This is a genomic window from Pseudonocardia sp. HH130630-07 (genome assembly GCF_001698125.1).
GTDB lineage: Bacteria > Actinomycetota > Actinomycetes > Mycobacteriales > Pseudonocardiaceae > Pseudonocardia.
Genome location: NZ_CP013854.1, coordinates 1,299,520 through 1,319,768 on the forward strand (window position 1 = coordinate 1,299,520; position 20,249 = coordinate 1,319,768).

General features: G+C 75.2%; 24 protein-coding genes. 5 read left to right on the forward strand and 19 right to left on the reverse strand.

What is annotated here, in order from left to right; genetic code table 11:
- From tatB to sigE, 4 genes are all read right to left on the reverse strand, one after another.
- Positions 1 to 453, reverse strand: coding sequence for a Sec-independent protein translocase protein TatB (gene tatB / locus AFB00_RS06200; protein WP_068796435.1), 453 nt, complete (start codon positions 451 to 453; stop codon positions 1 to 3).
- A 71-nt stretch (positions 454 to 524) separates the two neighbouring features.
- The gene (locus AFB00_RS06205) at positions 525 to 2,048 is read right to left on the reverse strand and encodes a trypsin-like peptidase domain-containing protein (protein WP_068800050.1); all 1,524 of its coding nucleotides are present in this window, start codon (positions 2,046 to 2,048) and stop codon (positions 525 to 527) included.
- Positions 2,049 to 2,137: 89 nt separating this feature from the next.
- Positions 2,138 to 2,776, reverse strand: coding sequence for an anti-sigma factor family protein (locus AFB00_RS06210; protein WP_068796436.1), 639 nt, complete (start codon positions 2,774 to 2,776; stop codon positions 2,138 to 2,140).
- Positions 2,773 to 3,408: an RNA polymerase sigma factor SigE gene (sigE, locus tag AFB00_RS06215; protein WP_231974250.1), complete on the reverse strand. Its 636-nt coding sequence runs from the start codon at positions 3,406 to 3,408 to the stop codon at positions 2,773 to 2,775. The genes AFB00_RS06210 and sigE overlap by 4 nt, the downstream gene beginning before the upstream one ends.
- 167 nt (positions 3,409 to 3,575) lie before the next feature.
- On the opposite strand from sigE, the gene AFB00_RS06220 reads away from it, so the two are divergent.
- Positions 3,576 to 4,208: an O-methyltransferase gene (locus AFB00_RS06220; RefSeq protein ID WP_068796437.1), complete on the forward strand. Its 633-nt coding sequence runs from the start codon at positions 3,576 to 3,578 to the stop codon at positions 4,206 to 4,208.
- Positions 4,209 to 4,229: 21 nt separating this feature from the next.
- Here the strand turns inward: AFB00_RS06220 and glgC are convergent, their stop codons facing one another.
- Complete coding sequence (glgC, locus tag AFB00_RS06225; RefSeq protein WP_068796438.1) at positions 4,230 to 5,465, reverse strand: glucose-1-phosphate adenylyltransferase; 1,236 nt, start codon at positions 5,463 to 5,465, stop codon at positions 4,230 to 4,232.
- A gap of 114 nt (positions 5,466 to 5,579) precedes the next feature.
- On the opposite strand from glgC, the gene glgA reads away from it, so the two are divergent.
- Positions 5,580 to 6,743: a glycogen synthase gene (gene glgA, locus AFB00_RS06230; RefSeq protein ID WP_068796439.1), complete on the forward strand. Its 1,164-nt coding sequence runs from the start codon at positions 5,580 to 5,582 to the stop codon at positions 6,741 to 6,743.
- A 64-nt stretch (positions 6,744 to 6,807) separates the two neighbouring features.
- On the opposite strand, the gene AFB00_RS06235 is transcribed toward glgA, so the two are convergent.
- The 8 genes from AFB00_RS06235 to dapE all read right to left on the reverse strand — a co-directional run bounded on the left by AFB00_RS06235 (position 6,808) and on the right by dapE (position 12,116).
- Positions 6,808 to 6,975, reverse strand: a complete 168-nt coding sequence (locus tag AFB00_RS06235) for a DUF3117 domain-containing protein (RefSeq protein ID WP_010241564.1) — start codon at positions 6,973 to 6,975, stop codon at positions 6,808 to 6,810.
- 209 nt (positions 6,976 to 7,184) lie between these two features.
- On the reverse strand, positions 7,185 to 7,778 hold the full coding sequence (locus AFB00_RS06240) for a DNA-3-methyladenine glycosylase I (RefSeq protein ID WP_068796440.1): 594 nt from the start codon (positions 7,776 to 7,778) through the stop codon (positions 7,185 to 7,187).
- On the reverse strand, positions 7,775 to 8,272 hold the full coding sequence (locus AFB00_RS06245) for an SRPBCC family protein (RefSeq protein ID WP_068796441.1): 498 nt from the start codon (positions 8,270 to 8,272) through the stop codon (positions 7,775 to 7,777). The genes AFB00_RS06240 and AFB00_RS06245 overlap by 4 nt, the downstream gene beginning before the upstream one ends.
- Positions 8,265 to 8,627: a DivIVA domain-containing protein gene (locus tag AFB00_RS06250; protein WP_068796442.1), complete on the reverse strand. Its 363-nt coding sequence runs from the start codon at positions 8,625 to 8,627 to the stop codon at positions 8,265 to 8,267. The genes AFB00_RS06245 and AFB00_RS06250 overlap by 8 nt, the downstream gene beginning before the upstream one ends.
- A gap of 12 nt (positions 8,628 to 8,639) precedes the next feature.
- Positions 8,640 to 9,626: a glucosyl-3-phosphoglycerate synthase gene (locus AFB00_RS06255; protein ID WP_231974251.1), complete on the reverse strand. Its 987-nt coding sequence runs from the start codon at positions 9,624 to 9,626 to the stop codon at positions 8,640 to 8,642.
- Complete coding sequence (locus AFB00_RS06260) at positions 9,623 to 10,213, reverse strand: TIGR00730 family Rossman fold protein (RefSeq protein ID WP_068796444.1); 591 nt, start codon at positions 10,211 to 10,213, stop codon at positions 9,623 to 9,625. Before AFB00_RS06260 ends, AFB00_RS06255 begins: the two co-directional genes overlap by 4 nt.
- A complete protein-coding gene (locus AFB00_RS06265; protein WP_068796445.1) occupies positions 10,213 to 10,983 on the reverse strand; it encodes a TIGR00730 family Rossman fold protein in 771 nt (256 codons plus the stop codon). The genes AFB00_RS06260 and AFB00_RS06265 overlap by 1 nt, the downstream gene beginning before the upstream one ends.
- A gap of 47 nt (positions 10,984 to 11,030) precedes the next feature.
- Positions 11,031 to 12,116 (reverse strand): succinyl-diaminopimelate desuccinylase, encoded by a 1,086-nt coding sequence (gene dapE / locus AFB00_RS06270; RefSeq protein ID WP_083275975.1) that lies wholly within the window; start codon positions 12,114 to 12,116, stop codon positions 11,031 to 11,033.
- A gap of 111 nt (positions 12,117 to 12,227) precedes the next feature.
- On the opposite strand from dapE, the gene dapD reads away from it, so the two are divergent.
- Positions 12,228 to 13,181 (forward strand): 2,3,4,5-tetrahydropyridine-2,6-dicarboxylate N-succinyltransferase, encoded by a 954-nt coding sequence (gene dapD, locus AFB00_RS06275; RefSeq protein WP_156819406.1) that lies wholly within the window; start codon positions 12,228 to 12,230, stop codon positions 13,179 to 13,181.
- A gap of 10 nt (positions 13,182 to 13,191) precedes the next feature.
- Positions 13,192 to 14,160: a CHAD domain-containing protein gene (locus AFB00_RS06280; RefSeq protein ID WP_068796447.1), complete on the forward strand. Its 969-nt coding sequence runs from the start codon at positions 13,192 to 13,194 to the stop codon at positions 14,158 to 14,160.
- 9 nt (positions 14,161 to 14,169) lie between these two features.
- On the opposite strand, the gene AFB00_RS06285 is transcribed toward AFB00_RS06280, so the two are convergent.
- The 3 genes from AFB00_RS06285 to fdxA form a co-directional block, all read right to left on the reverse strand.
- Positions 14,170 to 15,384, reverse strand: coding sequence for an MFS transporter (locus tag AFB00_RS06285; protein ID WP_068796448.1), 1,215 nt, complete (start codon positions 15,382 to 15,384; stop codon positions 14,170 to 14,172).
- 115 nt (positions 15,385 to 15,499) lie between these two features.
- Positions 15,500 to 16,603: a succinyldiaminopimelate transaminase gene (gene dapC / locus AFB00_RS06290; RefSeq protein WP_068796449.1), complete on the reverse strand. Its 1,104-nt coding sequence runs from the start codon at positions 16,601 to 16,603 to the stop codon at positions 15,500 to 15,502.
- Entirely contained in the window at positions 16,600 to 16,926 is a 327-nt protein-coding gene (gene fdxA / locus AFB00_RS06295) for a ferredoxin (protein WP_010241582.1), read from the reverse strand. Before fdxA ends, dapC begins: the two co-directional genes overlap by 4 nt.
- A 128-nt stretch (positions 16,927 to 17,054) precedes the next feature.
- Here fdxA and AFB00_RS06300 point away from each other — a divergent pair, with 128 nt between their 5' ends.
- The gene (locus AFB00_RS06300; protein WP_197519765.1) at positions 17,055 to 18,020 is read left to right on the forward strand and encodes a GNAT family N-acetyltransferase; all 966 of its coding nucleotides are present in this window, start codon (positions 17,055 to 17,057) and stop codon (positions 18,018 to 18,020) included.
- Here AFB00_RS06300 and AFB00_RS06305 read toward each other — a convergent pair.
- From AFB00_RS06305 to mshB, 3 genes are read right to left on the reverse strand one after another with little or no spacing between them, the layout of a single operon-like run.
- Positions 17,999 to 18,988 (reverse strand): hypothetical protein, encoded by a 990-nt coding sequence (locus tag AFB00_RS06305; RefSeq protein WP_335726559.1) that lies wholly within the window; start codon positions 18,986 to 18,988, stop codon positions 17,999 to 18,001. The genes AFB00_RS06300 and AFB00_RS06305 overlap by 22 nt on opposite strands.
- A complete protein-coding gene (locus AFB00_RS06310) occupies positions 18,989 to 19,375 on the reverse strand; it encodes a hypothetical protein (RefSeq protein WP_068796450.1) in 387 nt (128 codons plus the stop codon). It lies immediately after the preceding gene.
- Positions 19,372 to 20,241, reverse strand: a complete 870-nt coding sequence (gene mshB / locus AFB00_RS06315) for an N-acetyl-1-D-myo-inositol-2-amino-2-deoxy-alpha-D-glucopyranoside deacetylase (protein WP_068800054.1) — start codon at positions 20,239 to 20,241, stop codon at positions 19,372 to 19,374. The genes AFB00_RS06310 and mshB overlap by 4 nt, the downstream gene beginning before the upstream one ends.
- Between the last annotated feature and the right edge of the window lie 8 nt (positions 20,242 to 20,249).

A 20,249-nucleotide genomic window follows, 5' to 3' on the forward strand; every position in this document is an offset into this window, starting at 1 on the left:
TCAGGTCGCGTCGGGGTCGACCGGCGGGCGCTCGCCGGAGGACAGCGGCGGCGCCGGGGGGCTCGGTGCCGGTGGCGCGGCCGGCGGGGTGACCGCGGCGGCCGCGGCCCCGGTGGCGGCGGCCGCCCCCGTGGCGGCCGCCGTTCCGGAGGCGCCGGGTGCGTGGCCGTTCGGTTTGACCGGCTCGTCGTCGGAGAACAGCGACCGGGTGATCGCCCGGCGCGGGTTGAACGAGCGCAGGCTGCGCAGGTCGTCCAGCGGCTGGCGGATCTGGTCGTACTCCGGGCCCAGTTCGTTCTTCAGGTGGTTCTGGGCACCGGTGGCGTAGTCCTTGACCTGACGGATCGCGCTGCCGAGCCAGCGCGCGGCATCCGGCAGGCGTTCCGGGCCCAGGATGAACAGACCCGCCACGATCAGGACGAGGATCTCCGGCATGCCGATGTTCTCGAACACCCGGCCAGAGTACGTCCGGAGGGTGGCGGCGTGCCGGATCGGTACCGCAACGCGACCGGGGCGCCGGATCCTCAGCGCTGCCCGAGCGTCGCCGTCACGGTGAGCGGACGCCCCTGGCGCACCAGCTCGACCGGCACCTGCTCCCCCGGTGCGTGCTCGCGCACCGCGACGACCAGCTCGTCCGCGCCCGCGATCGCCCGGTCCCCGACCCGCACGACGACGTCGCCGTCGGCGATCCCCGCGGCCGCGGCCGGGCCGCCCGCGACGACGTTCTGCACCTGCGCACCGTCGGTGGCGCCGTCGGTCACCGAGCGGGCGTTCACCCCGAGGTCGGCGTGCGCGATCCGGCCGGTCCGGATCAGTTCCTGGGCGATCTGCCGGGCGTCGTCGATCGGGATGGCGAACCCGAGCCCGATCGAGCCGCCCTGCGCACCGGGCTCCGCCGAGCCGGCACTGCGGATGGCGGTGTTGATCCCGACGACCGCCCCGGTCCCGTCGACCAGCGGGCCGCCGGAGTTGCCGGGGTTGATCGCCGCGTCGGTCTGCACGGCGTCGATCACCGCGTCCCCGGCCCCGCCCTCGGGATCGAGCCGGACCGGGCGGTCCACGGCGGAGACGATCCCGGTCGTGACCGTCCCGGCCAGGCCGAACGGCGACCCGATCGCGATCACCGCGTCCCCGACCGCGAGCTCGCCCGAGCGCCCGATCGCGGCGACCGTCGGGTTCGCGACCGGCACCTTGACCACGGCGAGGTCGGTCATGGGATCGGCACCGACGACGGTGGCCGGCAGCCGCGAGCCGTCGGAGAACACGGCCTCGATCGTGCCCTGGCCCGGCCCGGTGGCCGGCGCGACGACGTGGTCGTTGGTGAGGACGTAGCCCTCGGGATCGATGAGGACGCCCGAGCCGTTGCCCGCCTCGTTCCCGACCGCGACCTCCAGCGAGACCACCGACGGCAGCACCCGCCCCGCGACGTCGGGTACCGAGCCCGGCGGTCGCTCCTTCGCCTCCTCGGCGCTGGCGAGCACGGCCCCGGGGCTGGTCAGGGCGCTCGCACCGGAGGCCGTCCAGTGCCCGACGAGGCCGCCGAGCGCCCCGATGCCGAGCGCGACCACCCCGAGCAGCGCGAGCGCGCGGGGCTGCACCCGGTCCCCGAAGAGGACCTCGCGCACGCTGAGCCGGGGACCGGCGGCGCGCGCGGCGGGCGTTCCCGGCTCGGCGTCACCGGGCGGCGGCGCCGCGACGACCGGTGCACCGGGGTTGCGCCAGGGGTCCTCGGCCGACCCACCGGGCCAGAACGGGTCGGTCCCCGCCGGGTCCGGCGGGCCGGACCCGTCCGCCCCCTGCGGGCGCTGCAGGCCATCGGTGCCCGGGTCCGGGCGGCCGAACGCCCTGGCCACGGCGGCGGTCGGCGGCGGGGCGACCGCCGGGGCGGACCGGGCGGTACCGCCGGTGACCGGCGCGAACGAGGTCCCGACACCGGCCGGACGGCCGAACGCGGCCCGCTGCGCCGGGTCGGTGTCCGGGCGCTCCAGGGGGCGCGGCTCCAGCCGGGGCGGGGTGGCGCCGTCGGCAGGGGTGGATGTCTCGGTCATCGGCTCGTCACGCACGGCGCCCCGTCATCCCACAGCACCCGGCCAGCCTGCCGGGCCGGTGGTGAAGTCCCCGTATCGGGCCGGGGTGCTCAGCGGGCCGGGGGCAGGCCAGCGTTGCGGACCGTCGGCAACGGCCCGCCGGACGGGGCGCTGCCCGCACCGGGCGTGGCCGACGCACCCGGTGTGGGCGAGGACGACCGCTGCCGCGGCGCCTGGGTCGGGGTCGCGGCGAACCGGGCGACCGCCGCGGCGCCGGGACCCGCCGGGGCGGGGGTGGCCGGGCTCGCGGCGGGCATGCCGAACGCCAGCGCTCCGAGCGCGATGCCGGACACGGCGGCACCGGTGCCCAGCCGGGTGCGGCGCGACCGCCGGGACCGGCGGTCGCCCCCGGCACCGGCGGGCCGCAGCACCGCGACGAGCTCGCCCTCCGCCGTCAGCGAGAGCCCGGCCGGCGGCGGAGGCAGTTCGGTGTCCTGCGGGATCGCCCGCAACGCGGTCATCAGCGACGGGGGCAGGGTCGGCGCGTCGGCGCCGCGCAGCGCGGAGCGGGCCCGCCGCTGCTCGGCGACCTCGGCCGCGCAGTCCGGGCAGTGCCCGAGGTGCCGGCTGGCCCGGTCGTGCGGGCCGGTGGCCAGCTCGTCGTCGACGAAGGCGACGACCGCCTCGAGCGTCAGGTGGGCCTCCCCCCAGTCCGGGGGGACGACCTGGAAACGCCGTCGCTCGGTCACGACGTCAACTCTGCCACCGGATCGCGGTCGGTTGCCACCGCCTCGTACGCCGCGGCCGCCCGATGCCGTTCGAGCGAGGCCCGCAGCGCCGTCCGCCCGCGGTGGATCCGGCTGCGCACGGTGCCCAGCTTCACCCCGAGCGTCGCGCCGATCTCCTCGTAGGACAGGCCCTCGACGTCGCACAGCACGACCGCGACCCGGAAGTCCGGCGGCAGCTCGTCCAGCGCCGCCTGCAGGTGCGGGTCGAGGTGGTTGATGGCGAACACGGTCTCCGGCTCGGGGCCGCCGCCGGGCAGCCGGTCGGTGTCCTCCGGCAGGCCCTCCATCCGGAGCCGCGCCCGGCGCCGGACCATGTCGAGGAACAGGTTCGTGGTGATGCGGTGCAGCCAGCCCTCGAACGTGCCCGGCCGGTACGAGGCGAGCGAGCGGAACACCCGGATGAACGTCTCCTGGGTGAGGTCCTCGGCGTCGTACTGGTTGCCGGACAGCCGGTAGGCGAGCCGGTAGACCCGGTCGGCGTGCTCCCGGACGACCTCGTCCCAGCTGGGCGGGGTCCAGTCGACACCCTCGCCGGGGCGGGTGCCGGCAGTGACGTCCCCGATCGGGGAGTCGGCGGTACGAGGAGCGGGCATCGGGGCGGGGCACCTCCGTCGGTCGCGGCCGGTCGTGGTGACCCGTGGACCGCGAGTACTGGTTCGTTGCAGTACAGAGTGCCCGCCGACGATGAGGAGCATGTGAAACGGATCTGAGAGAAGTCTGTGAAATCCCCCGCTGCACCGGGCACCGATAATCTTGCGCCATGAGCACCCCCACGGAGGCGGCCGCGTACGCCGACGGGTACCTCCTCGAGGACGACGCACTCGGCGCGGCCCGCGCGCTCGGCGCCGCGGCGGGCGCGCACCCGATCTCGTGCGCCGGTGGCGCCGCGCTGTCCGTGCTGGCCGCGACGGTGTCCGCCCGTGCGGTGGTCGAGGTCGGCACCGGGGCCGGGGTCAGCGGGCTGTACCTGTTGCGCGGCATGGCCGCCGACGGCGTCCTCACCACGATCGACGTCGATCCCGAGCTGCAGCGCTCGGCCCGGCGCACGTTCGTCGGCGCCGGGTACGGCCCCGGGCGGCTGCGCCTGATCAACGGCATGGCGCTGGACGTGCTGCCCCGGCTGACCGACGGCGGGTACGACCTCGTCGTGGCCGACGCCGTGCCCGGCGAGTACCCCGGTTACCTCGCCGAGGCGATCCGGCTGCTCCGGCCGGGCGGGGTGCTGGTCCTGGAGGGCGTCCTCGACGGCGGCCGGGTCGCCGGCGACGGCTCCGGCGACGGCCCGGGAACGGCCGCCCTGCGCGACACCGCCACCCTGGTCCGCGACGACGAGCGGCTGCTCTCCGCCCTGCTGCCGGTGGCGGACGGCATGCTCTGCGCCGTCCGCCGCTGACCTGCCGTCACCGACCCGCCGCTACTGCGCGGTGACGCCCTTGCCGAGCACGACCACGCCCCCGGCCGACACGGTGTAGCGGCTGCGGTCGAGCGCGAGGTCGACGCCGATCAGCGCGCCGTCGGGCACCACGACGTTCTTGTCCAGGATCGCCCGGCGCACCACGGCCCCGCGGCCGACCCGCGCACCCGGCAGGACGACCGAGTCCGACACCTCGGCGCCACCCTGCACGCTGACGTTCGGGCTGATCACCGACCGGCGCACGATCGCGCCGGAGATGATCGTCCCGGCCCCGACGATCGAGTCCTGCGCGATGCCGCCCTCGACGAACTTCGCCGGCGGCAGGGCCGGGGTCGCGGTCCGGATCGGCCAGCGCGAGTTGTAGAGGTTGAAGATCGGGTGCACCGAGACGAGGTCGGTGTGCGCGTCGTAGTACGCGTCGATCGTCCCGACGTCGCGCCAGTAGCCGGCGTCCCGCTCGGTCGCGCCGGGGACGACGTTGTCGGCGAAGTCGTAGACGTGCGCGTCGCCCCGGCCGACCAGCGCCGGGATGATGTCGCCGCCCATGTCGTGGTCGGAGTCGGCGTTCGCCGCGTCCGCCTTCAGCGCCTCGATGAGCGCCTCGGTGGTGAACACGTAGTTGCCCATGGAGGCGAACGTCACGTCCGGGTCGCCGGGCACGTGCGGCGGGTCCGACGGCTTCTCCAGGAACTCGGTGATCCGGCCGGACTCGTCGGAGGCGATGCAGCCGAACGCCTTCGCCTCGGCCCGCGGTACCCGGATCCCGGCGACGGTCACCCCGGCGCCGGACTCGGCGTGCTGGGCGATCATCTGCGCCGGGTCCATCCGGTACACGTGGTCGGCGCCGAAGACGGCGATGTACTCGGGCTGGTCGTCGTAGACCAGGTTGAGGCTCTGGTAGATCGCGTCCGCACTGCCGGTGTACCAGCGGCGCCCGAGCCGCTGCTGGGCCGGGACGGTGGTGATGTACTGGTCCAGCACGCTGGACAGCCGCCAGGTGGTGGAGATGTGCCGGTCCAGCGAGTGCGACTTGTACTGGGTCAGCACGCAGAGCCGGTCCATCCCGGAGTTGACCAGGTTCGAGAGGACGAAGTCGATCAACCGGTAGTTGCCGCCGAACGGGACCGCGGGCTTCGCCCGGTCGGCCGTCAGCGGCCAGAGCCGCTTCCCCTCCCCGCCGGCCAGCACGATGCCGAGAACCTTTCCGGGAAGACGTCCGGGCGCCGTCGGTCGCATGGCGTGAACAGTAGTAGGCGCACGGTGGCAGGGCCATACGCCGGGCGGCGCGGAACGCGACGCCTGCGGCAGGCTCTCGCGTACCGCCCCCCGGACCCAGTAGCGTCACCCGACGTGCGTGCCGGCCTGCTGACCCGTGAGTACCCACCCGCCGTCTACGGAGGTGCCGGAGTCCACGTCGGACACCTCGTCCCGGCACTGCGCGAGCTGGTCGACGTCGACGTCCACTGCTTCGCCGAGCCCGGGATCGACGCCCCCTCCGACGCCCGCGCGCACTCCGCCCCGCCGCTCCCGGACGGTGCGAACGCGGCCCTGACCACGCTCGGTGTCGACCTGTCGATGGCGGCCGAGCTGGAGCGTTGTGACGTGCTCCACTCCCACACCTGGTACGCCAACATGGCCGGGCACGTCGGGGCGCTGCTGCACGGCAGGCCGCACGTGGTGACCGCGCACTCGCTGGAGCCGCTGCGCCCCTGGAAGGCCGAGCAGCTCGGCGGCGGCTACCGGCTCTCGTCCTGGGTGGAGCGCACCGCGTACGAGGCCGCGGACGCGGTGATCGCCGTGTCCCACGGGATGCGCCGCGACGTGCTCGCCGCCTACCCCGCGATCGACCCGGAGCTGGTGCACGTGGTGCACAACGGGATCGACACCGGCTTCTACGCGCCCGATCCGGGGCGCGACGTCCTGGTGGAGAACGGCATCGACCCGGACCGGCCGATCGTCGTGTTCGTCGGGCGGATCACCCGGCAGAAGGGCCTCGGGCACCTGGTCGCCGCCGCGCACCGGTTCGACCCGGCGGCGCAGGTGGTGCTGTGCGCCGGTGCCCCGGACACCGCGGAGATCGCCGCCGAGACCGAGGCCGCGGTGGCCGAGCTGTCGGCGGCGCGCAGCGGCGTGGTGTGGATCCGGCGGATGCTGGCGACGACCGAGGTCCGCCAGCTGCTGTCGGCGGCGACGGTGTTCGTGTGCCCGTCGGTGTACGAGCCGCTGGGCATCGTGAACCTGGAGGCGATGGCCTGCGGCACCGCCGTCGTCGCCTCGGACGTGGGCGGGATCCCGGAGGTCGTCGTCGACGGCGAGACCGGGTTGCTGGCGCACTACGAGCCCGGGGACACCGAGGCCTTCGAGAAGGCGCTGGCGGCGGGGGTCGACGCGCTGGTGGCGGACCCGGAGCGGGCGGCACGGATGGGCGAGCGGGGTCGGGAGCGCGCGATCGCCGAGTTCGCCTGGGCCGAGATGGCCCGGCGGACCGTCGAGGTCTACGAGAGCGTGGTCTGAGGGCAGGATCTGACCGGCCGGCGGGCCGTGTGGTCGGCGCCGCCGGCGGTCGGTCCGGGGAGCGTCAGCCGACGGTCGACTTGAGCGCCTCGCTGAGGTCGGTGGCCTCGTCCGGCGTCATCTCGACGACCAGACGCCCACCGCCCTCGAGCGGGACGCGCATCACGATGCCCCGGCCCTCCTTGGTGACTTCCATGGGCCCGTCGCCGGTGCGGGGCTTCATCGCGGCCATTCGTCGTCCTCCGTCAACATCCGCAACTGTCTTCTCCGCGGGGACGCGCTCGGGGCACGCGCCGTCCGTGGACCACCATTGTCCCCCATCACCGACGGTGAGGTGCAACCGAGGCGATCACGGGTCGGCCGCGATCACCCCGCGATGATCACCGCGTTCACGCAGCGCACCGCAGTGACGACCGTCCGACGTGGTCGGTCGGGGGCCGTTCAGGACCGCCGGGCGGCAAGCCAGCAGTACCCGACGTGGTCGTCGACCAGCCCGGTCGCCTGCATCAGCGCGTAGCACGTCGTGGGGCCCACGAACCGGAAACCGCGCTTCTTGAGCGCCTTCGACAGCGCCGTGGACTCCGGCGTGCTGCCAGGGACGTCGGTGATCCGGGCCGGCCGCGGGTGCCGCGCCGGATCGGGCGCGAACGACGCCAGGAACTCCCCGAGACCGGGGCCCGTCTCCTCCAGGTCGAGCACCGCCCGCGCGTTGGTGACCGCGGACTCGATCTTCGAGCGGTTGCGGACGATGCGGGCGTCGGTGAGCAGCCGGTCGACGTCGGCGGGCCCGAAGGCGGCGACCCGCTCCGGATCGAAACCGGCGAAGACCTCCCGGAACGCCGGGCGTTTGCGCAGGATGACGATCCAGGACAGGCCGGACTGGAAACCCTCCAGGGTCATCCGCTCGAACCAGGCCGCGGTGCCGTGCACCGGGCGGCCCCACTCCTCGTCGTGGTACGCCAGGTAGTCCGGGGCGGAGCCGGCCCAGTCGCAGCGCCGCCGGTCGTCGGCCCCCGGGGCCGCGGGAGCCGTCACCGGTACAGGCCGCCGTCGCGGTGCCGCTGCTCGGTACGGGTCGCCATCGCACGCAGCGACCGGGCCACACCGATCCGCATCGCCGGCCGGACGACGGGCCAGCCCAGCCGGCCCACCGGGCCGAACGGGAGGTCCAGCAGCTCGCTCCACAGGAAGCGGGAGCGGCTCGGGCCCAGTTCGGTCACGGTGAACACCCCGGCCCCGCGGATCACGGCGCCGGTGTGCTCGACGACGATCCGCCGGTCCCCCGCCGATCCCGCCGCCGGCTCGGTCCACTCGGTGACCCGCATGGTGTCGGCGACCCCCACCGGGCCGGCGCCGGTGACCGCGCGCAGCTCGGTGCCGACCGACCGGCCGTCACCCGCGGTGATCCGCACGGTCGTGCCGAGCATCCAGTCGGACTGCCCCTCGAGGTCGGACACGACCGCCCAGAGCACGTCCGCCGGCACCGCCACGTCGATCGGCACGGTCAGTTCGGCCCGCTGCTCAGCCATGCCGGTCCTCCTCGTCGCCGGGGGTCTCCCCGGCGTGGATCCGAGCGATCGTGGTCTCCAGGACGGCGACCCGGTCGGCCAGCTCGTGCCGGTCGGCACGCACCCGGTCCAGCTCACCGGCCAGCCGGTCCAGCGCCCAGTCGACCTCGGCCATCCGGTAGCCCCGCAGGACCTGCTGGAAGCGCAGGTCCCGGACGTCGGTGCCGGAGACCTCGCGGGCCGGCAGCCGGGTCGGCGTGGCGTCCGGTGCGAGCGGTGCCAGCTCCTCGCCCCGGCCGAAGACCGCGGCCGCCAGCACGAAGACGAGCGCCGCCACGACGGCGAGGACGAGCACGTACACGAGCGCGGTCCCCATGCCGCCATCTCATCATGATCCGGCGACGAGGGCGGTCACCCCGCTCGCCCGCGCGCCGGGCGGGATCGGCCCGGCCGGGCCGCCGGACCGGACCGGGCCCGGTGCCGGGCGGTCCACCTGCAGGAGCGGGTGCACGTCGCTGCGCCAGCCCGGGTCGTCGCCGGGCCGTTCCCCGTCCGGGTCGGCGCCCGGTCCGCCGGTGCCGGACCCGGGCCGGAAGCCGATGATCCCGGCCCCGGAGTCGGGGACGCCGCAGCGGTCCAGCGCGGTCGCCAGCACCTCCCGCGAGGTCCGGGCCAGCTCGTGCACCGGGCGGTTGCGGTGCCGTCGCACCCCGAGGTCGGCCTGGGCGATCGCCCCGGTCCCGCGCAGCGCCGCCGTGTCGAGCAGCAACCCGATGTCGACGCCGTACCCGGTCGCGAAGGGCAGCAGGTCCAGCAGCTCGCGGGTGGCCGCGTACTCCCCGCCGAGCGGCTGGCGCACGTGCCGCAGCTCCGGGCGCAGCGCGGCCAGCAGCGGCCGGGCCATGAGCTCGGTGACCCGGCCGCCCTCGTGGCCGGCCGACCCGTCGAGCGGGCGGCGGTGGTAGCCCTTCACCAGTGCCGTGCCCGGCCGCAGCAGCAGCGGCGCCAGCAGCCGCGGGACGACGTCCGGGTGCGGGTCGACGAGATCGGCGTCGAGGAAGCAGACCAGGTCGGACGTGCCGAGCGCGACGACGGCCCGCCACATCGCCTCGCCCTTGCCCGGCAGCACCGGGGCACCCGGGACGGCGTCGGCCCGGTCGAGCACCCGGGCGCCGGCCGCGGCGGCCCGCTCGGCCGTCCGGTCGGTGCTGCCCGAGTCGAGGACCACGAGCTCGTCCACCAGCGGGTGCGGACCCTCGGTGAACCGGACCAGGCCCGCCACCAGCGGGCCGATCGTGCGCTCCTCGTCCAGGGCCGGCAGCACGACCGCGATCCGGCGCCCGGCCTTGCGGGCCACGAGCCGGTCCGGGCTCACGTCAGGGGTCGGGCACACGCGTCGAGGACGGCGCTCACCAGGTCACCCGGGTCACCGGGGCGGACCACCCGCAGCCGGTCCATCATCCGCGGGCCCGCGAATCCCCGGTCGACGAGACCGGTGGCCCAGTCCAGGAGGCCGTCCCAGTGCCCGTCCGGGTCGACGACCACGACCGGCTTGCCGTGCAGCCCGAGCACCCCGGACGACCACACCTCGAACAGCTCCTCGCAGGTGCCGAGGCCACCGGGCAGGGCGACGAACGCGTCCGCCCGCTCCTCCATCAGCCGCTTGCGCTCGCGCATGCTGTCGGTGACGACGAACTCGTCGCTGTCGTGGTCGCCCCACTCCCGGTCGATCATCGACTGCGGCATGATCCCGACCGTCCGCCCGCCCGCGGCGCGCGCACCGGACGCGACCGCGCCCATCATCGACCGGCGCCCGCCGCCGGACACCAGCGTCCAGCCGCGGCCGGCGATCCCGCCGCCGAGGGCCGACGCCAGGTCCAGGTAGTGCGCCGGCACCCCGTCGGAGCTGGCGCAGTAGACGCAGACGGCGAACCCGCCCGGCGCTGCGGACGCTGCGGACATCAGTGGGTCTCCTCCCAGGCGTGGTAGGCCTCCTGCACGACGTCGACCGCGTCGTCGATGTCGTCGGTGAGGTGCAGCAGGTCGAGGTCCTTCGCCGAGACCTTGCCCTCCCGCTGGACGGTCTTGGAGATCCAGTCGTAGAGCCCGCCCCAGTAGTCGGTGCCGAGCAGGACCACCGGGAACTTGGTGACCTTCTTCGTCTGCACCAGGACCAGCGCCTCGAACAGCTCGTCGAGGGTGCCGAACCCGCCAGGCAGGCAGACGAAGGCCTGCGAGTACTTCACGAACATGGTCTTGCGCGCGAAGAAGTAGCGGAAGTTGATCCCGAGGTCGACCCACGGGTTCAGGCCCTGCTCGAACGGCAGCTCGATGCCCAGGCCGACGGACAGGCCACCGGCCTCGGACGCGCCGCGGTTGGCCGCCTCCATCGCACCCGGCCCGCCGCCGGTGATCACGGCGAACCCGGCCCCGGCCAGGCGGGCCCCGAGCTCGCGGCCCAGCTCGTACTCGGCGGAACCGGGTTCGGTCCGGGCCGAACCGAACACGGTCGCCGCCCGGGGCAGCTCGGCGAGCATGCCGAACCCCTCGACGAACTCGGCCTGGATCCGCAGCACCCGCCACGGGTCGGTGTGCACCCAGTCCGCGGGGCCGCGGGAGTCCAGCAGCCGTTGGTCGGTCGTGGTGGGCTCGATGCTGCGGCTGCGGCGCAGCACGACCGGGCCGCGCTGCTTCTCCGGCAGCGCCCGCGGGTCGGCGTTCTCGTCGGCCATGGGCGCCACGGTATTCCGCGGCCGGTACCGCCCGCCGCCGGGATGGCTCAGGGCGCCAGGTAGCCCCGCAGCACGTCGGCGCAGGCGGTGATCGCGGCCTCGGCGACGTGCTCCTCCCTGGTGTGCGCGAGGTTCGGGTCGCCGGGGCCGTAGTTGACCGCCGGGATGCCGAGCGCGGCGAACCGGGAGACGTCGGTCCAGCCGTACTTCGCCCGGGGCACGACACCGGTCGAGCGCACGAACTCCGCCGCGGCCGGCGCGGACAGGCCCGGGAGCGCACCGGGCGAGATGTCGGTGACGGTCAGCTCGAACCCGTCGAAGACCTCGCGGACGTGCGCGACGGCCTGCTCCGCCGTCCGGTCCGGGGCGAAGCGGAAGTTGACCGAGACGACGCACTCGTCCGGGACGACGTTGCCGGCCACCCCGCCGCGGATCCCGACCGCCTGCAGCCCCTCGCGGTAGACGCAGCCGTCGATCTCGACGTCGCGCGCGGTGTAGCCGGCGAACCGGTCGAGGATCTCCCCGGCCCGGTGGATCGCGTTGTCGCCGAGCCACCAGCGGGCCGAGTGCGACCGGCGCCCCGCGGTCCGCAGCTCGCCGCGCATCGTGCCCTGGCAGCCGGCCTCCAGCGTGCCGTCGGTCGGCTCGCCGAGGATCGCGAGGTCCGCGTCGAGCCAGTCCCGGTGCTCGGCCTCGACCCGGCCGAGACCGTTGTGGATGGTGCCGACCTCCTCGCAGTCGTAGAACACGAAGGTCAGGTCGTGGCGCGGCTCGGGGACGGTCGCCGCGAGGTGGGCGAAGATCGCGTCGCCGGACTTCATGTCCGAGGTTCCGCAGCCGTGGATGACGCCGTCGGCGCTGGTGGAGGGCACGTTGTCGGCGATCGGCACGGTGTCGATGTGCCCGGCGAGCACGATCCGGTGCGGGCGGCCGAGCCGGGTGCGGGCCAGCACGGCGTTGCCCGAGCGCAGCACCTCCAGGTGCGGCGCCTGGGTGCGCAGGGCCGCCTCCAGCGCGTCGGCGAGCTCGTCCTCGTGGTGCGAGACGCTCGCGACGTCGACCAGCGCCCGGGTCAGCGTCACCGGGTCGGCGGTCAGGTCGAGCGTGGTCGGGGTCGCGTGCGTGCCTGTCACCCGGGCGACGGTACCCACCGCCGCCGGGCCGTCCCGCCCGGCACGGACGTGGCCCGGCGCACGCCCGGCGACGTGTCCGCGCCCGTCGACGGACCGGTAGGTTCGGCCCCCGTGAGTACCGAGTACCGCCGCGAAGGCGCTTCCGGCACCGGCCTGGCCACCGTCACCACCCCGACCGACGGCTCCGACGGCGTCGTCCTGGACGTCTGGTACCCGGCGCCGGCGATCGCCGGTACCGGTGCGACCGACCCGGCCGAGGAGCTGGCCGCGCTCGCCGGGGCCGACGAGCTGCGCGGGGTGCGCACCGAGGTCGTCCGCACCGAGATCGCCTCGCTGGCCGACGCCCCCGTCGACGCGGCGGACGTCTACCTGCGGCTGCACCTGCTCAGCCACCGCCTGGTGCAGCCGCACCAGGTGAACCTGGAGGGCCAGTTCGGGCTGCTCGCCAACGTCGTCTGGACCAACCACGGCCCGTGCCCGGTCCCCGGCTTCGAGCTGACCCGGGCCCGGCTGCGCGCCCGCGGCCCGGTCACCGTGACCCACGTGGACAAGTTCCCGCGGCTGGTCGACTACGTCGTCCCGTCCGGGGTCCGGATCGGTGACGCCGACCGGGTCCGGCTCGGCGCGCACCTCGCCGAGGGCACGACCGTCATGCACGAGGGCTTCGTCAACTTCAACGCCGGGACGCTCGGCGCCTCGATGGTCGAGGGCCGGATCTCGGCCGGCGTCGTCGTCGGCGACGGCTCCGACGTCGGCGGCGGCGCGTCGATCATGGGCACGCTGTCCGGTGGCGGCAAGGAGGTCATCTCGATCGGCCGCCGGTGCCTGCTGGGCGCGAACGCCGGGCTCGGGATCTCCCTCGGCGACGACTGCGTCATCGAGGCCGGCCTCTACCTCACCGCGGGCACCAAGGTCACGCTCCTGGACGGGACGACGGTCGCGGCCCGCGAGCTGTCCGGCTCCGACGGGCTGCTGCTGCGCCGCAACTCCGTCTCCGGTGCGGTCGAGGCGCTCGCCCGCACCGGCGACGGCATCGCCCTCAACTCCGCGCTGCACGCCAACTGACGCGGTGAGCATGGACGGGGCCCCGCAGCCGCCCGCGAACCTCTACGGCGTCGCCGACCTGGGCGCGCCGGTCACGGCCGGGCCCGGCGAACCGGCCGTGAACCACGTGCGGGCGCTGCTGGACAAGCGGTTGCGGGCGATGCTGCACCACGAGCCGGGTGTCCGGGTGGGTGCCGACATCGAGGAGCTGCACCGGATGCGGGTCGCCGTGCGGCGGATGCGCGCCGCCCTGCGGTCCGCCCGCCCGCTGCTCGACCGGGCCTGGGCCGACGACCTGCGGGCCGAGCTGGGCCGGCTGGGCCGCGCGCTCGGCCCGGTACGGGACCTCGACGTCATGATCGAGCGGCTGCGCACCGAGGTCGCGACGCTGCCGGCCGCCGAGCAGGCCGCCGGGGAACGGCTGGTCGCGGTGCTCGCCGCGGACCGGGTCGCGGCCCGCGCGCAGATGCTCGACGAGCTCGACGCCGACCGGCACGCGACGCTGCGCCGCCGGCTGGTCGAGGCGATCGCGTCGCCGCTGCCGGAACCCCCGGCGGACGAGCCGCGCCCGGCGCTGGCCGACCTCGTCCGTGCCGAGGCCCGCAAGCTCGCCAGGGCCGTGCGCCGGGCCGGGGAGAACCCGCCGGACATGACGCTGCACGACCTGCGGATCCGCACCAAGCGGCTGCGCTACACCGGCGAGCTGGTCGAGCCGGCGATGCGCGACGACCGGGGGCGGCGCACCGCGGAGGCCAAGCGGGTGCGGAAGATGCTGCGCGCGGCCGAGGGCCTGCAGGAGGTGCTGGGCGACCACCAGGACGCCTGCGTCGCCGAGCACCGCATCCGGGCCCTGCTCGACGAGCTCGGCGACACCCCCGACGCGCACGAGGTGTTCGTCGGCGGGCGGCTCGTGGAGCGCGAGCGCACCAGGGCCGAGGCGCTGCGCGCCCGGTGGTGGGACGCCTGGCTGGAGCTCGACCGGCGCTCCGGCGCGCTCTGAGCGGCGGGCCTACTCCCTGCGGTCGCCGATCCACCACACGGCGAGCGCCTGCAGGGCCGCGGCGGCCACGAGGAGCAGGATCGCCGGCGGGTAACCGCCGAGATCGATGAGCAGACCCATGAGCAGCGGGCCGACCCCGGCCGCGAAGTAGCCGATACCGAGCCCGAACCCGCTGACCGCGGCGCTGCGGGCCGGTGTCGGCGTCCGCCAGGCGATCACGGTCAGCCCGAGCGGGAACCCGGCGCCGACGCCGATCCCGACCAGCGTCGCCCACAGCCACGGCAGCGCGCTGCCCGGCGCCGGCAGCAGCAGCGCGCCGAGCGTCCCGGCGGCGCTGCTCAGGACCGTCAGCGCCGCCCAGAACCGCCACCGGTGCCGCCGCTCGGCGGCCGCCGGGAACAGCAGCGCGGCCGGGATCTGCGCGACGCTCCACACCGCCAGCAGCAGCCCGGCGGCCTGCGGCGACCAGCCCTGCTGCTCGTAGTACGGCGGCAGCCAGGTCAGCCAGCCGTAGAAGATCGTCGAGGAGCCGGCCATGTAGCAGGCGATCCGGCGGGCGAGCGGGTCCCGCCACGGACGGGACCGCTCCCCCGCCGGTTCCGGGGCCGGCTCCGCGGCGGGCACCGGTCCGCGCAGCCGGGCCGAGACCGGGATCCAGACCGCCACGGCCAGCACGGCGGGCACCGTCCACACCGCGAGCGAGAACGACCAGCCGCCCAGGGCCACGGCCAGCGGCACCGCGGCCGCCGACGCGACCGTCGCCCCGACCATCATCGAGACGACGTAGGCACCGGTGACCGCGCCGGCCCGCTCCGCGAGGTACTGCTTGACCACCCCGGTCAGCAGCACCCCGGCGACGCCGATCCCCAGCCCGACCAGCACGCTCCCGGCGATCAGTGCGGGGACCGCCGCGACGGCGCGGACCAGGCTCCCCAGCCCGATCGTCGCGACCGCGACGCCGAGCAGCCGTTCCCGGCCGACCCGGGCGGCCACCGTGGCGGCGCCGAACGAGCCGGCCGACATCATCAGCACCGCACCCGCCTGCACGAACCCCGCCGCACCGGATCCGATGCCGAGCTCGGCCCGGGCGGTCTCCAGCAGCGGCGGGTATCCGGCGAGACCGGCCCGCAGGTTCAGTGCGAGCGCGAGCACCCCGGCCAGGACGAGCGCCGGGCGGGGCCCGGCCGGACCGCTGCCGTGCGGCGTGGGTGTCGGCACCGCCATCGGCGCTACTCCTTCGTTCGGCTCACGGTCCGTGTGGTCCGCGCCGGCCGCACGTCTGCGTTGCTCGATGAAACGATCTGCGCGCGCCGGAACGACTCCGCCCCGGCGGACCGGTTCAGGATGCGCCGAGGCGCTCCACCGCGGCGTCGATGCGTTCGTCCGACGCGGTCAGCGCGACCCGGACGTGCCGGGCGCCCGCCGGGCCGTAGAACTCGCCCGGGGTGACCAGGATCCCGAGCCCGGCGAGCCGGTCCACGGTCTCCCGGCAGGGCTCGTCGCCGGTCGCCCACAGGTACAGCCCGGACCGCGAGTGCTCGATCTCCAGGCCCGCCTCGAGCAGGCCGGCCCGCAGGCGGGACCGGCGGCCGTCGTAGCGGGCGGCCTGCTCGGCGACGTGCGCGTCGTCGGAGACCGCGGCCTCGACGGCGGCCTGCACCGGGCGCGAGACGATCATGCCGGCGTGCTTGCGGACCGCGAGCAGCCCGGAGACCAGCTCGGGGTCACCGGTGACGAACCCGGCGCGGTAGCCGGCCAGGTTCGAGATCTTCGACAGCGAGTGCACCGCGATCAGGCCGGTGTGGTCGCCGTCGCTGATCTCCGGGTGCAGCACCGAGCGCGGTGCCGGGTCGGCCTCCCCGGGGAGCCCGAGGTAGCACTCGTCGGACGCGACGACCGCGCCCCGCTCCCGGGCCCACGCCACCACCTTGCGCAGGTGCTCGGGCGGCAGCACCCGCCCGGTGGGGTTCGACGGCGAGTTCAGCCAGACCAGGCGGACCCGGGCCGGGCCGGCGGCGGTCAGCCCGTCGGAACGGACGTGGTCGGCCCCCGCCAACCTGGCCCCCACCTCGTAGGTCGGATAGGCCAGCTCCGGGATCACCACGGTGTCACCGGCGCCGAGTCCCAGCAGCGTCGGCAGCCAGGCGACGAGCTCCTTGGAGCCGATCGTCGGCAGCACCGCGGCCGGGTCGATGCCGGGCACCCCGAACCGCCGGGCCATCGATGCCACGACGGCCTCGCGCAGCGAGGCAGGACCGTGCGCGGTCGGGTAGCCGGGCTCACCCGCCGCCGGACCGGACAGGGCGGCGCGCAGCAGCTCCGGCACCGGGTCGACCGGGGTGCCGACCGACAGGTCGACGAGGCCGCCCGGGTGGGCCTGCGCCCGCTCGCGCGCTCCGGTGAGGGAGTCCCAGGGGAAGTCGGGGAGGGCCGGCCCGCTCACTCGTCGTGTTCCTGCGGCGGCAGGCTCTTCGCCGGCTCGACGTCCATGTCGACCTTGCCGACCTTCGAGGCACCGCCCGGCGAGCCGAGCTCGTCGAAGAAGTCGACGTTCGCCTTGGTGTAGGCGGCCCACTGGTCGGGCACGTCGTCCTCGTAGTAGATGGCCTCCACGGGGCAGACCGGCTCGCAGGCACCGCAGTCGACGCACTCGTCGGGGTGGATGTAGAGCATCCGGCCACCCTCGTAGATGCAGTCCACCGGGCATTCCTCGATGCACGCCTTGTCGAGCAGGTCGACGCAGGGCTCGGCGATCACGTAGGTCACTGTCGGTGGTCCTCCACTCGGGGCGCGAGCCCCCGACGATCATGTGGTGGTGGGGTGCCCGCTCAAACTGGGACTCCCGCAGGTTAACCCGCGGCCCCGGTGAGGGCAGGAGTGAGGTGGTCGGCGCCATGCTGGAGAAAGCCCACGGGAGACGAGTTGCACTCCGGTACCGCATTGCACCCGACGGCTCGACCGGGCCACGGTTCACCGACGCGGTCGGCGAGCTCGCCCCGGACGGGCCGGACGGTGTGATCGTGCACACCCGGTCGGGTCCCGTCCGGGTGGACCGGGACGCCGTCGTCGCCGTGCGGGAGGTGCCACCGGCCCCGGCGCGCCGGGCGTCGCGGGCCGCGGTAGCCCGGCTGGAGCGGTTGCGGTCGGCGGCCTGGCCGGCGCCGGTGCGCCGCGAGCACGGCGGCTGGCTGCTCCGGTCCGCCGGCGGCTGGTCCAAGCGCGCGAACTCGGCGCTGGCGCTGGCCGATCCCGGCAGCACGGTCGCCGGGGCCCTCGCCGCGGTGACCCGGTTCGCCGAGGAGCACGGCATCGAGCCGCTCGTCCAGGCACCCGTCGGTTCGCCGTGGTCGAACCGGGTACTGGAGGAGGGCTGGGCCGTCCGCGCGGACCCGGGTGAGTGCCTGGTCCTGGTGGCGGCGATCGACGACGTCCTGCCGCCCGGCACCGCCGCGGCCGACCTGCCGCCGGAACCCCCGGCAGCCTGGTGGTCGGTGTTCGGCGAACCGGTCCCGGCGCCGGGGTCGATGGCGCGGGCGGTCCTCGTCCCGGAACCGGGTCCCGGCGGCCCGCTGCTCGGGTTCGGCACGACCGTCTCCGAGACCGGTGGGACGACCGGCGCGGTGAGTGCGGCGATCGTGGCCGATCACGTCTACGTCGCGCGCCTGCAGGTGCGGGAGTCCCACCGGCGGCGCGGGATCGGCGCGACACTGATGCGCGACGCCCTGGCCTGGGCCCGGACCAGGGGTGCCCGGCACGCGACCCTCGACGTGACCGCGGACAACGCCCCCGCCAGGGCCCTCTACGCCCACGACGGCTGGACCGAGCACCACCGCTACCACTACCTGGCCCCGCCCCGTTGACCGCGCTCCCTCGCCCCGCCCCTCGTCGCAGCGGTTCGGTTCCCACCCGTGCCGTTCGCCCCAGTGGCCTCACGCGCCCCGAACCGGACGGCACTCATGGAGCTTCGGCCTCGTGAGGCGAGGCTGAAGCTCCATGAATGGAGAAAGGGAGGGGAGAGGAGAGGGGCGGGGGGCGGGGTCAGGGGGGTGGTCAGGCCCTTGCTCGTCAGCCAGGTCCGGCCGAGTTTCGCGGCGCGTTTCAGGCCGGACCACTCGCCCAGGTACTTCCCCACCACCCCGACGACCGGGAGCAGCCCGAGCCACTGGTGGTAGAAGCGGCCGTGCGGGCGCTTGTCCAGCTCCTCCTCCACCGACCACAGGGCCCGGCCGAGGCGCCAGACCGCGGTGCCGACCTTGCGCAGGGCCGCGCGCGCACCACCGCCGCGCAGGTCGCCGGTGATCTCGGCGGCGCGGGCGTCGGCCGCGGCGTCCTCCTCGGCGGTGAGCGTCCGCTCGCCCAGTGCCAGCTCGCGGTCGAAGAGGACCGAGGCCAGCAGCTCCACGAGCCGGTCCTCGTCGGTCACGCCGTGCTCACCGGCGATCGCCACCAGCAGCAGCCCCTCCCCCGCCGCGCCGACGGCGTCGGACACCGGCAGCGTCCTGGCCAGCGCGCCGCCGAGGCCGGGGATCGCCGCGATCAGGGTGGTGAACCGGCCGACCCGGTAGACCCACCAGTGGGTGCGGGCGTCGACGTCCATCCGGGCCCACGCCGCGGTGCCGGGGACCTGGACCGACGCGAGCGCGTCGAGGATCCGGTCGGCCAGCGAACGCTCCTCCGGCGACGCCTGGTCCGGGGTGTCTGCGCCGGGCGTCACCCGCGACCGCAGGCCGAACGGGTCCGCCTCGCGCAGCCCGGCCAGCACCGGGCGGGTCGCACGGACGAACGGGCGCAGCACGCGGACCAGGTCGTCGTCGGGGACCTGGAGCACTCAGACCACCCGCCGCGACCGGTCACCGGCCAGGCCGTCGACGGCCCGCCGGAACGACACGACACCGACCCCGGCGCCCGCGACGAGCAGCAGCAACGACTGCCAGTTCGCCGGGAGCAGGATGTCGCCGCCGGGGCCGAACATGCCGAGCACGAGGATCGAGACGAACCACAGCAGCACCGGGGCCGCGGCGCCGAGGGCCGTCGGGGAGATCTCGGTCACCGTGGTGCGCACCAGCCAGGGCAGCGACACCAGCACGACGACCGTCCCCACCGGCACCGGAACGGGTCCGATGTAGAGCATCTGGAACATCAGCTCGAACGCCGCGAGCAGCACCGAGAGCACCACGAGCAGTGCGGCGAACGGCAGCCGCGTCGGATCGGTCACGTCTCCACCCCTTCGAACAGGTCCGTCTCCGAGGTACCCGGTTCCGCGCCGTCCAGAACGAACTCCTCGACACCGAGCAGCGGCTGCACGATGCCGTTGCTCATCGCGAACGCCGTCCAGCCACCGCCGCAGCGGACGTCGATCTGCGTGGCGTGCGCCCGCATCGCCGCGATCCGCTCGTCGTCGTGGGCGGAGACGTCGACCCGGGTGGTGACGGCGCCGGCGTCGTGTCCGGGGTGCTCGTCCGGCTCCGGCCAGCGCAGCCCGGTCCGGCCGGGGTCGTCACCGCAGGCGTCGAGCAGCTCGGCGAGGCCCTCGTCGAGCAGCTCGGTCGAGCGGACGGCGAAGTACAGCTTCGCGACGACGTCCGGGCGCGCCTTCGCGGCGGCGGCGGTCAGCTCGTGCGCGCGGACGTGGTCGGGGTGCCCGTAGGTCCCGTCGGCGGCGTAGGAGACGAGCACCTGCGGGCGGACGGCGTCGATCACGTCGAGCAGCTGGGCCAGCTGGGTGCCGAAGACGTCCGGCCGGGCGAACGCCCGCGGGTGCAGCTCCGCGGGCAGCGCGGCCCGGGTGCCGTGCCCGGCGAGCACCATGCCGGTGTCGCGCCAGCGTCCGGTCCCGCCGAGGTAGTGGTGCTCCGGGCCACCGAGGGCGGCGAGCGCGGCGTCCAGCTCGCGGGTCCGGTAGCCGCCGAGCTGGTCGCCCCGGTCCGGGGCGAGCTGGGCGAGCTCCGGCGGGATGACCTCGCCCTCCTCGCCGAGCGTGCAGGTGACGACCGTGACGCCGGTGTCGGCCTCGGCGGTGTAGCGGGCGATCGTGCCGCCGCTGGTCAGGGTCTCGTCGTCCGGGTGGGCGTGTACGAGCATCAGGCGGC

Excerpts from the sequence above, each read along its gene's own strand:
- AFB00_RS06205 (WP_068800050.1), bottom strand. The coding sequence starts at position 2,048 with ATGACCGAGACATCCACCCCTGCCGACGGCGCCACCCCGCCCCGGCTG.
- sigE (WP_231974250.1), bottom strand. The coding sequence starts at position 3,408 with ATGCCCGCTCCTCGTACCGCCGACTCCCCGATCGGGGACGTCACTGCC.
- AFB00_RS06220 (WP_068796437.1), top strand. The coding sequence starts at position 3,576 with ATGAGCACCCCCACGGAGGCGGCCGCGTACGCCGACGGGTACCTCCTC.
- glgC (WP_068796438.1), bottom strand. The coding sequence starts at position 5,465 with ATGCGACCGACGGCGCCCGGACGTCTTCCCGGAAAGGTTCTCGGCATC.
- AFB00_RS06235 (WP_010241564.1), bottom strand. The coding sequence starts at position 6,975 with ATGGCCGCGATGAAGCCCCGCACCGGCGACGGGCCCATGGAAGTCACC.
- AFB00_RS06245 (WP_068796441.1), bottom strand. The coding sequence starts at position 8,272 with ATGGCTGAGCAGCGGGCCGAACTGACCGTGCCGATCGACGTGGCGGTG.
- AFB00_RS06250 (WP_068796442.1), bottom strand. The coding sequence starts at position 8,627 with ATGGGGACCGCGCTCGTGTACGTGCTCGTCCTCGCCGTCGTGGCGGCG.
- AFB00_RS06260 (WP_068796444.1), bottom strand. The coding sequence starts at position 10,213 with ATGTCCGCAGCGTCCGCAGCGCCGGGCGGGTTCGCCGTCTGCGTCTAC.
- AFB00_RS06265 (WP_068796445.1), bottom strand. The coding sequence starts at position 10,983 with ATGGCCGACGAGAACGCCGACCCGCGGGCGCTGCCGGAGAAGCAGCGC.
- AFB00_RS06280 (WP_068796447.1), top strand. The coding sequence starts at position 13,192 with ATGGACGGGGCCCCGCAGCCGCCCGCGAACCTCTACGGCGTCGCCGAC.
- AFB00_RS06285 (WP_068796448.1), bottom strand. The coding sequence starts at position 15,384 with ATGGCGGTGCCGACACCCACGCCGCACGGCAGCGGTCCGGCCGGGCCC.
- AFB00_RS06300 (WP_197519765.1), top strand. The coding sequence starts at position 17,055 with ATGCTGGAGAAAGCCCACGGGAGACGAGTTGCACTCCGGTACCGCATT.
- mshB (WP_068800054.1), bottom strand. The coding sequence starts at position 20,241 with ATGCTCGTACACGCCCACCCGGACGACGAGACCCTGACCAGCGGCGGC.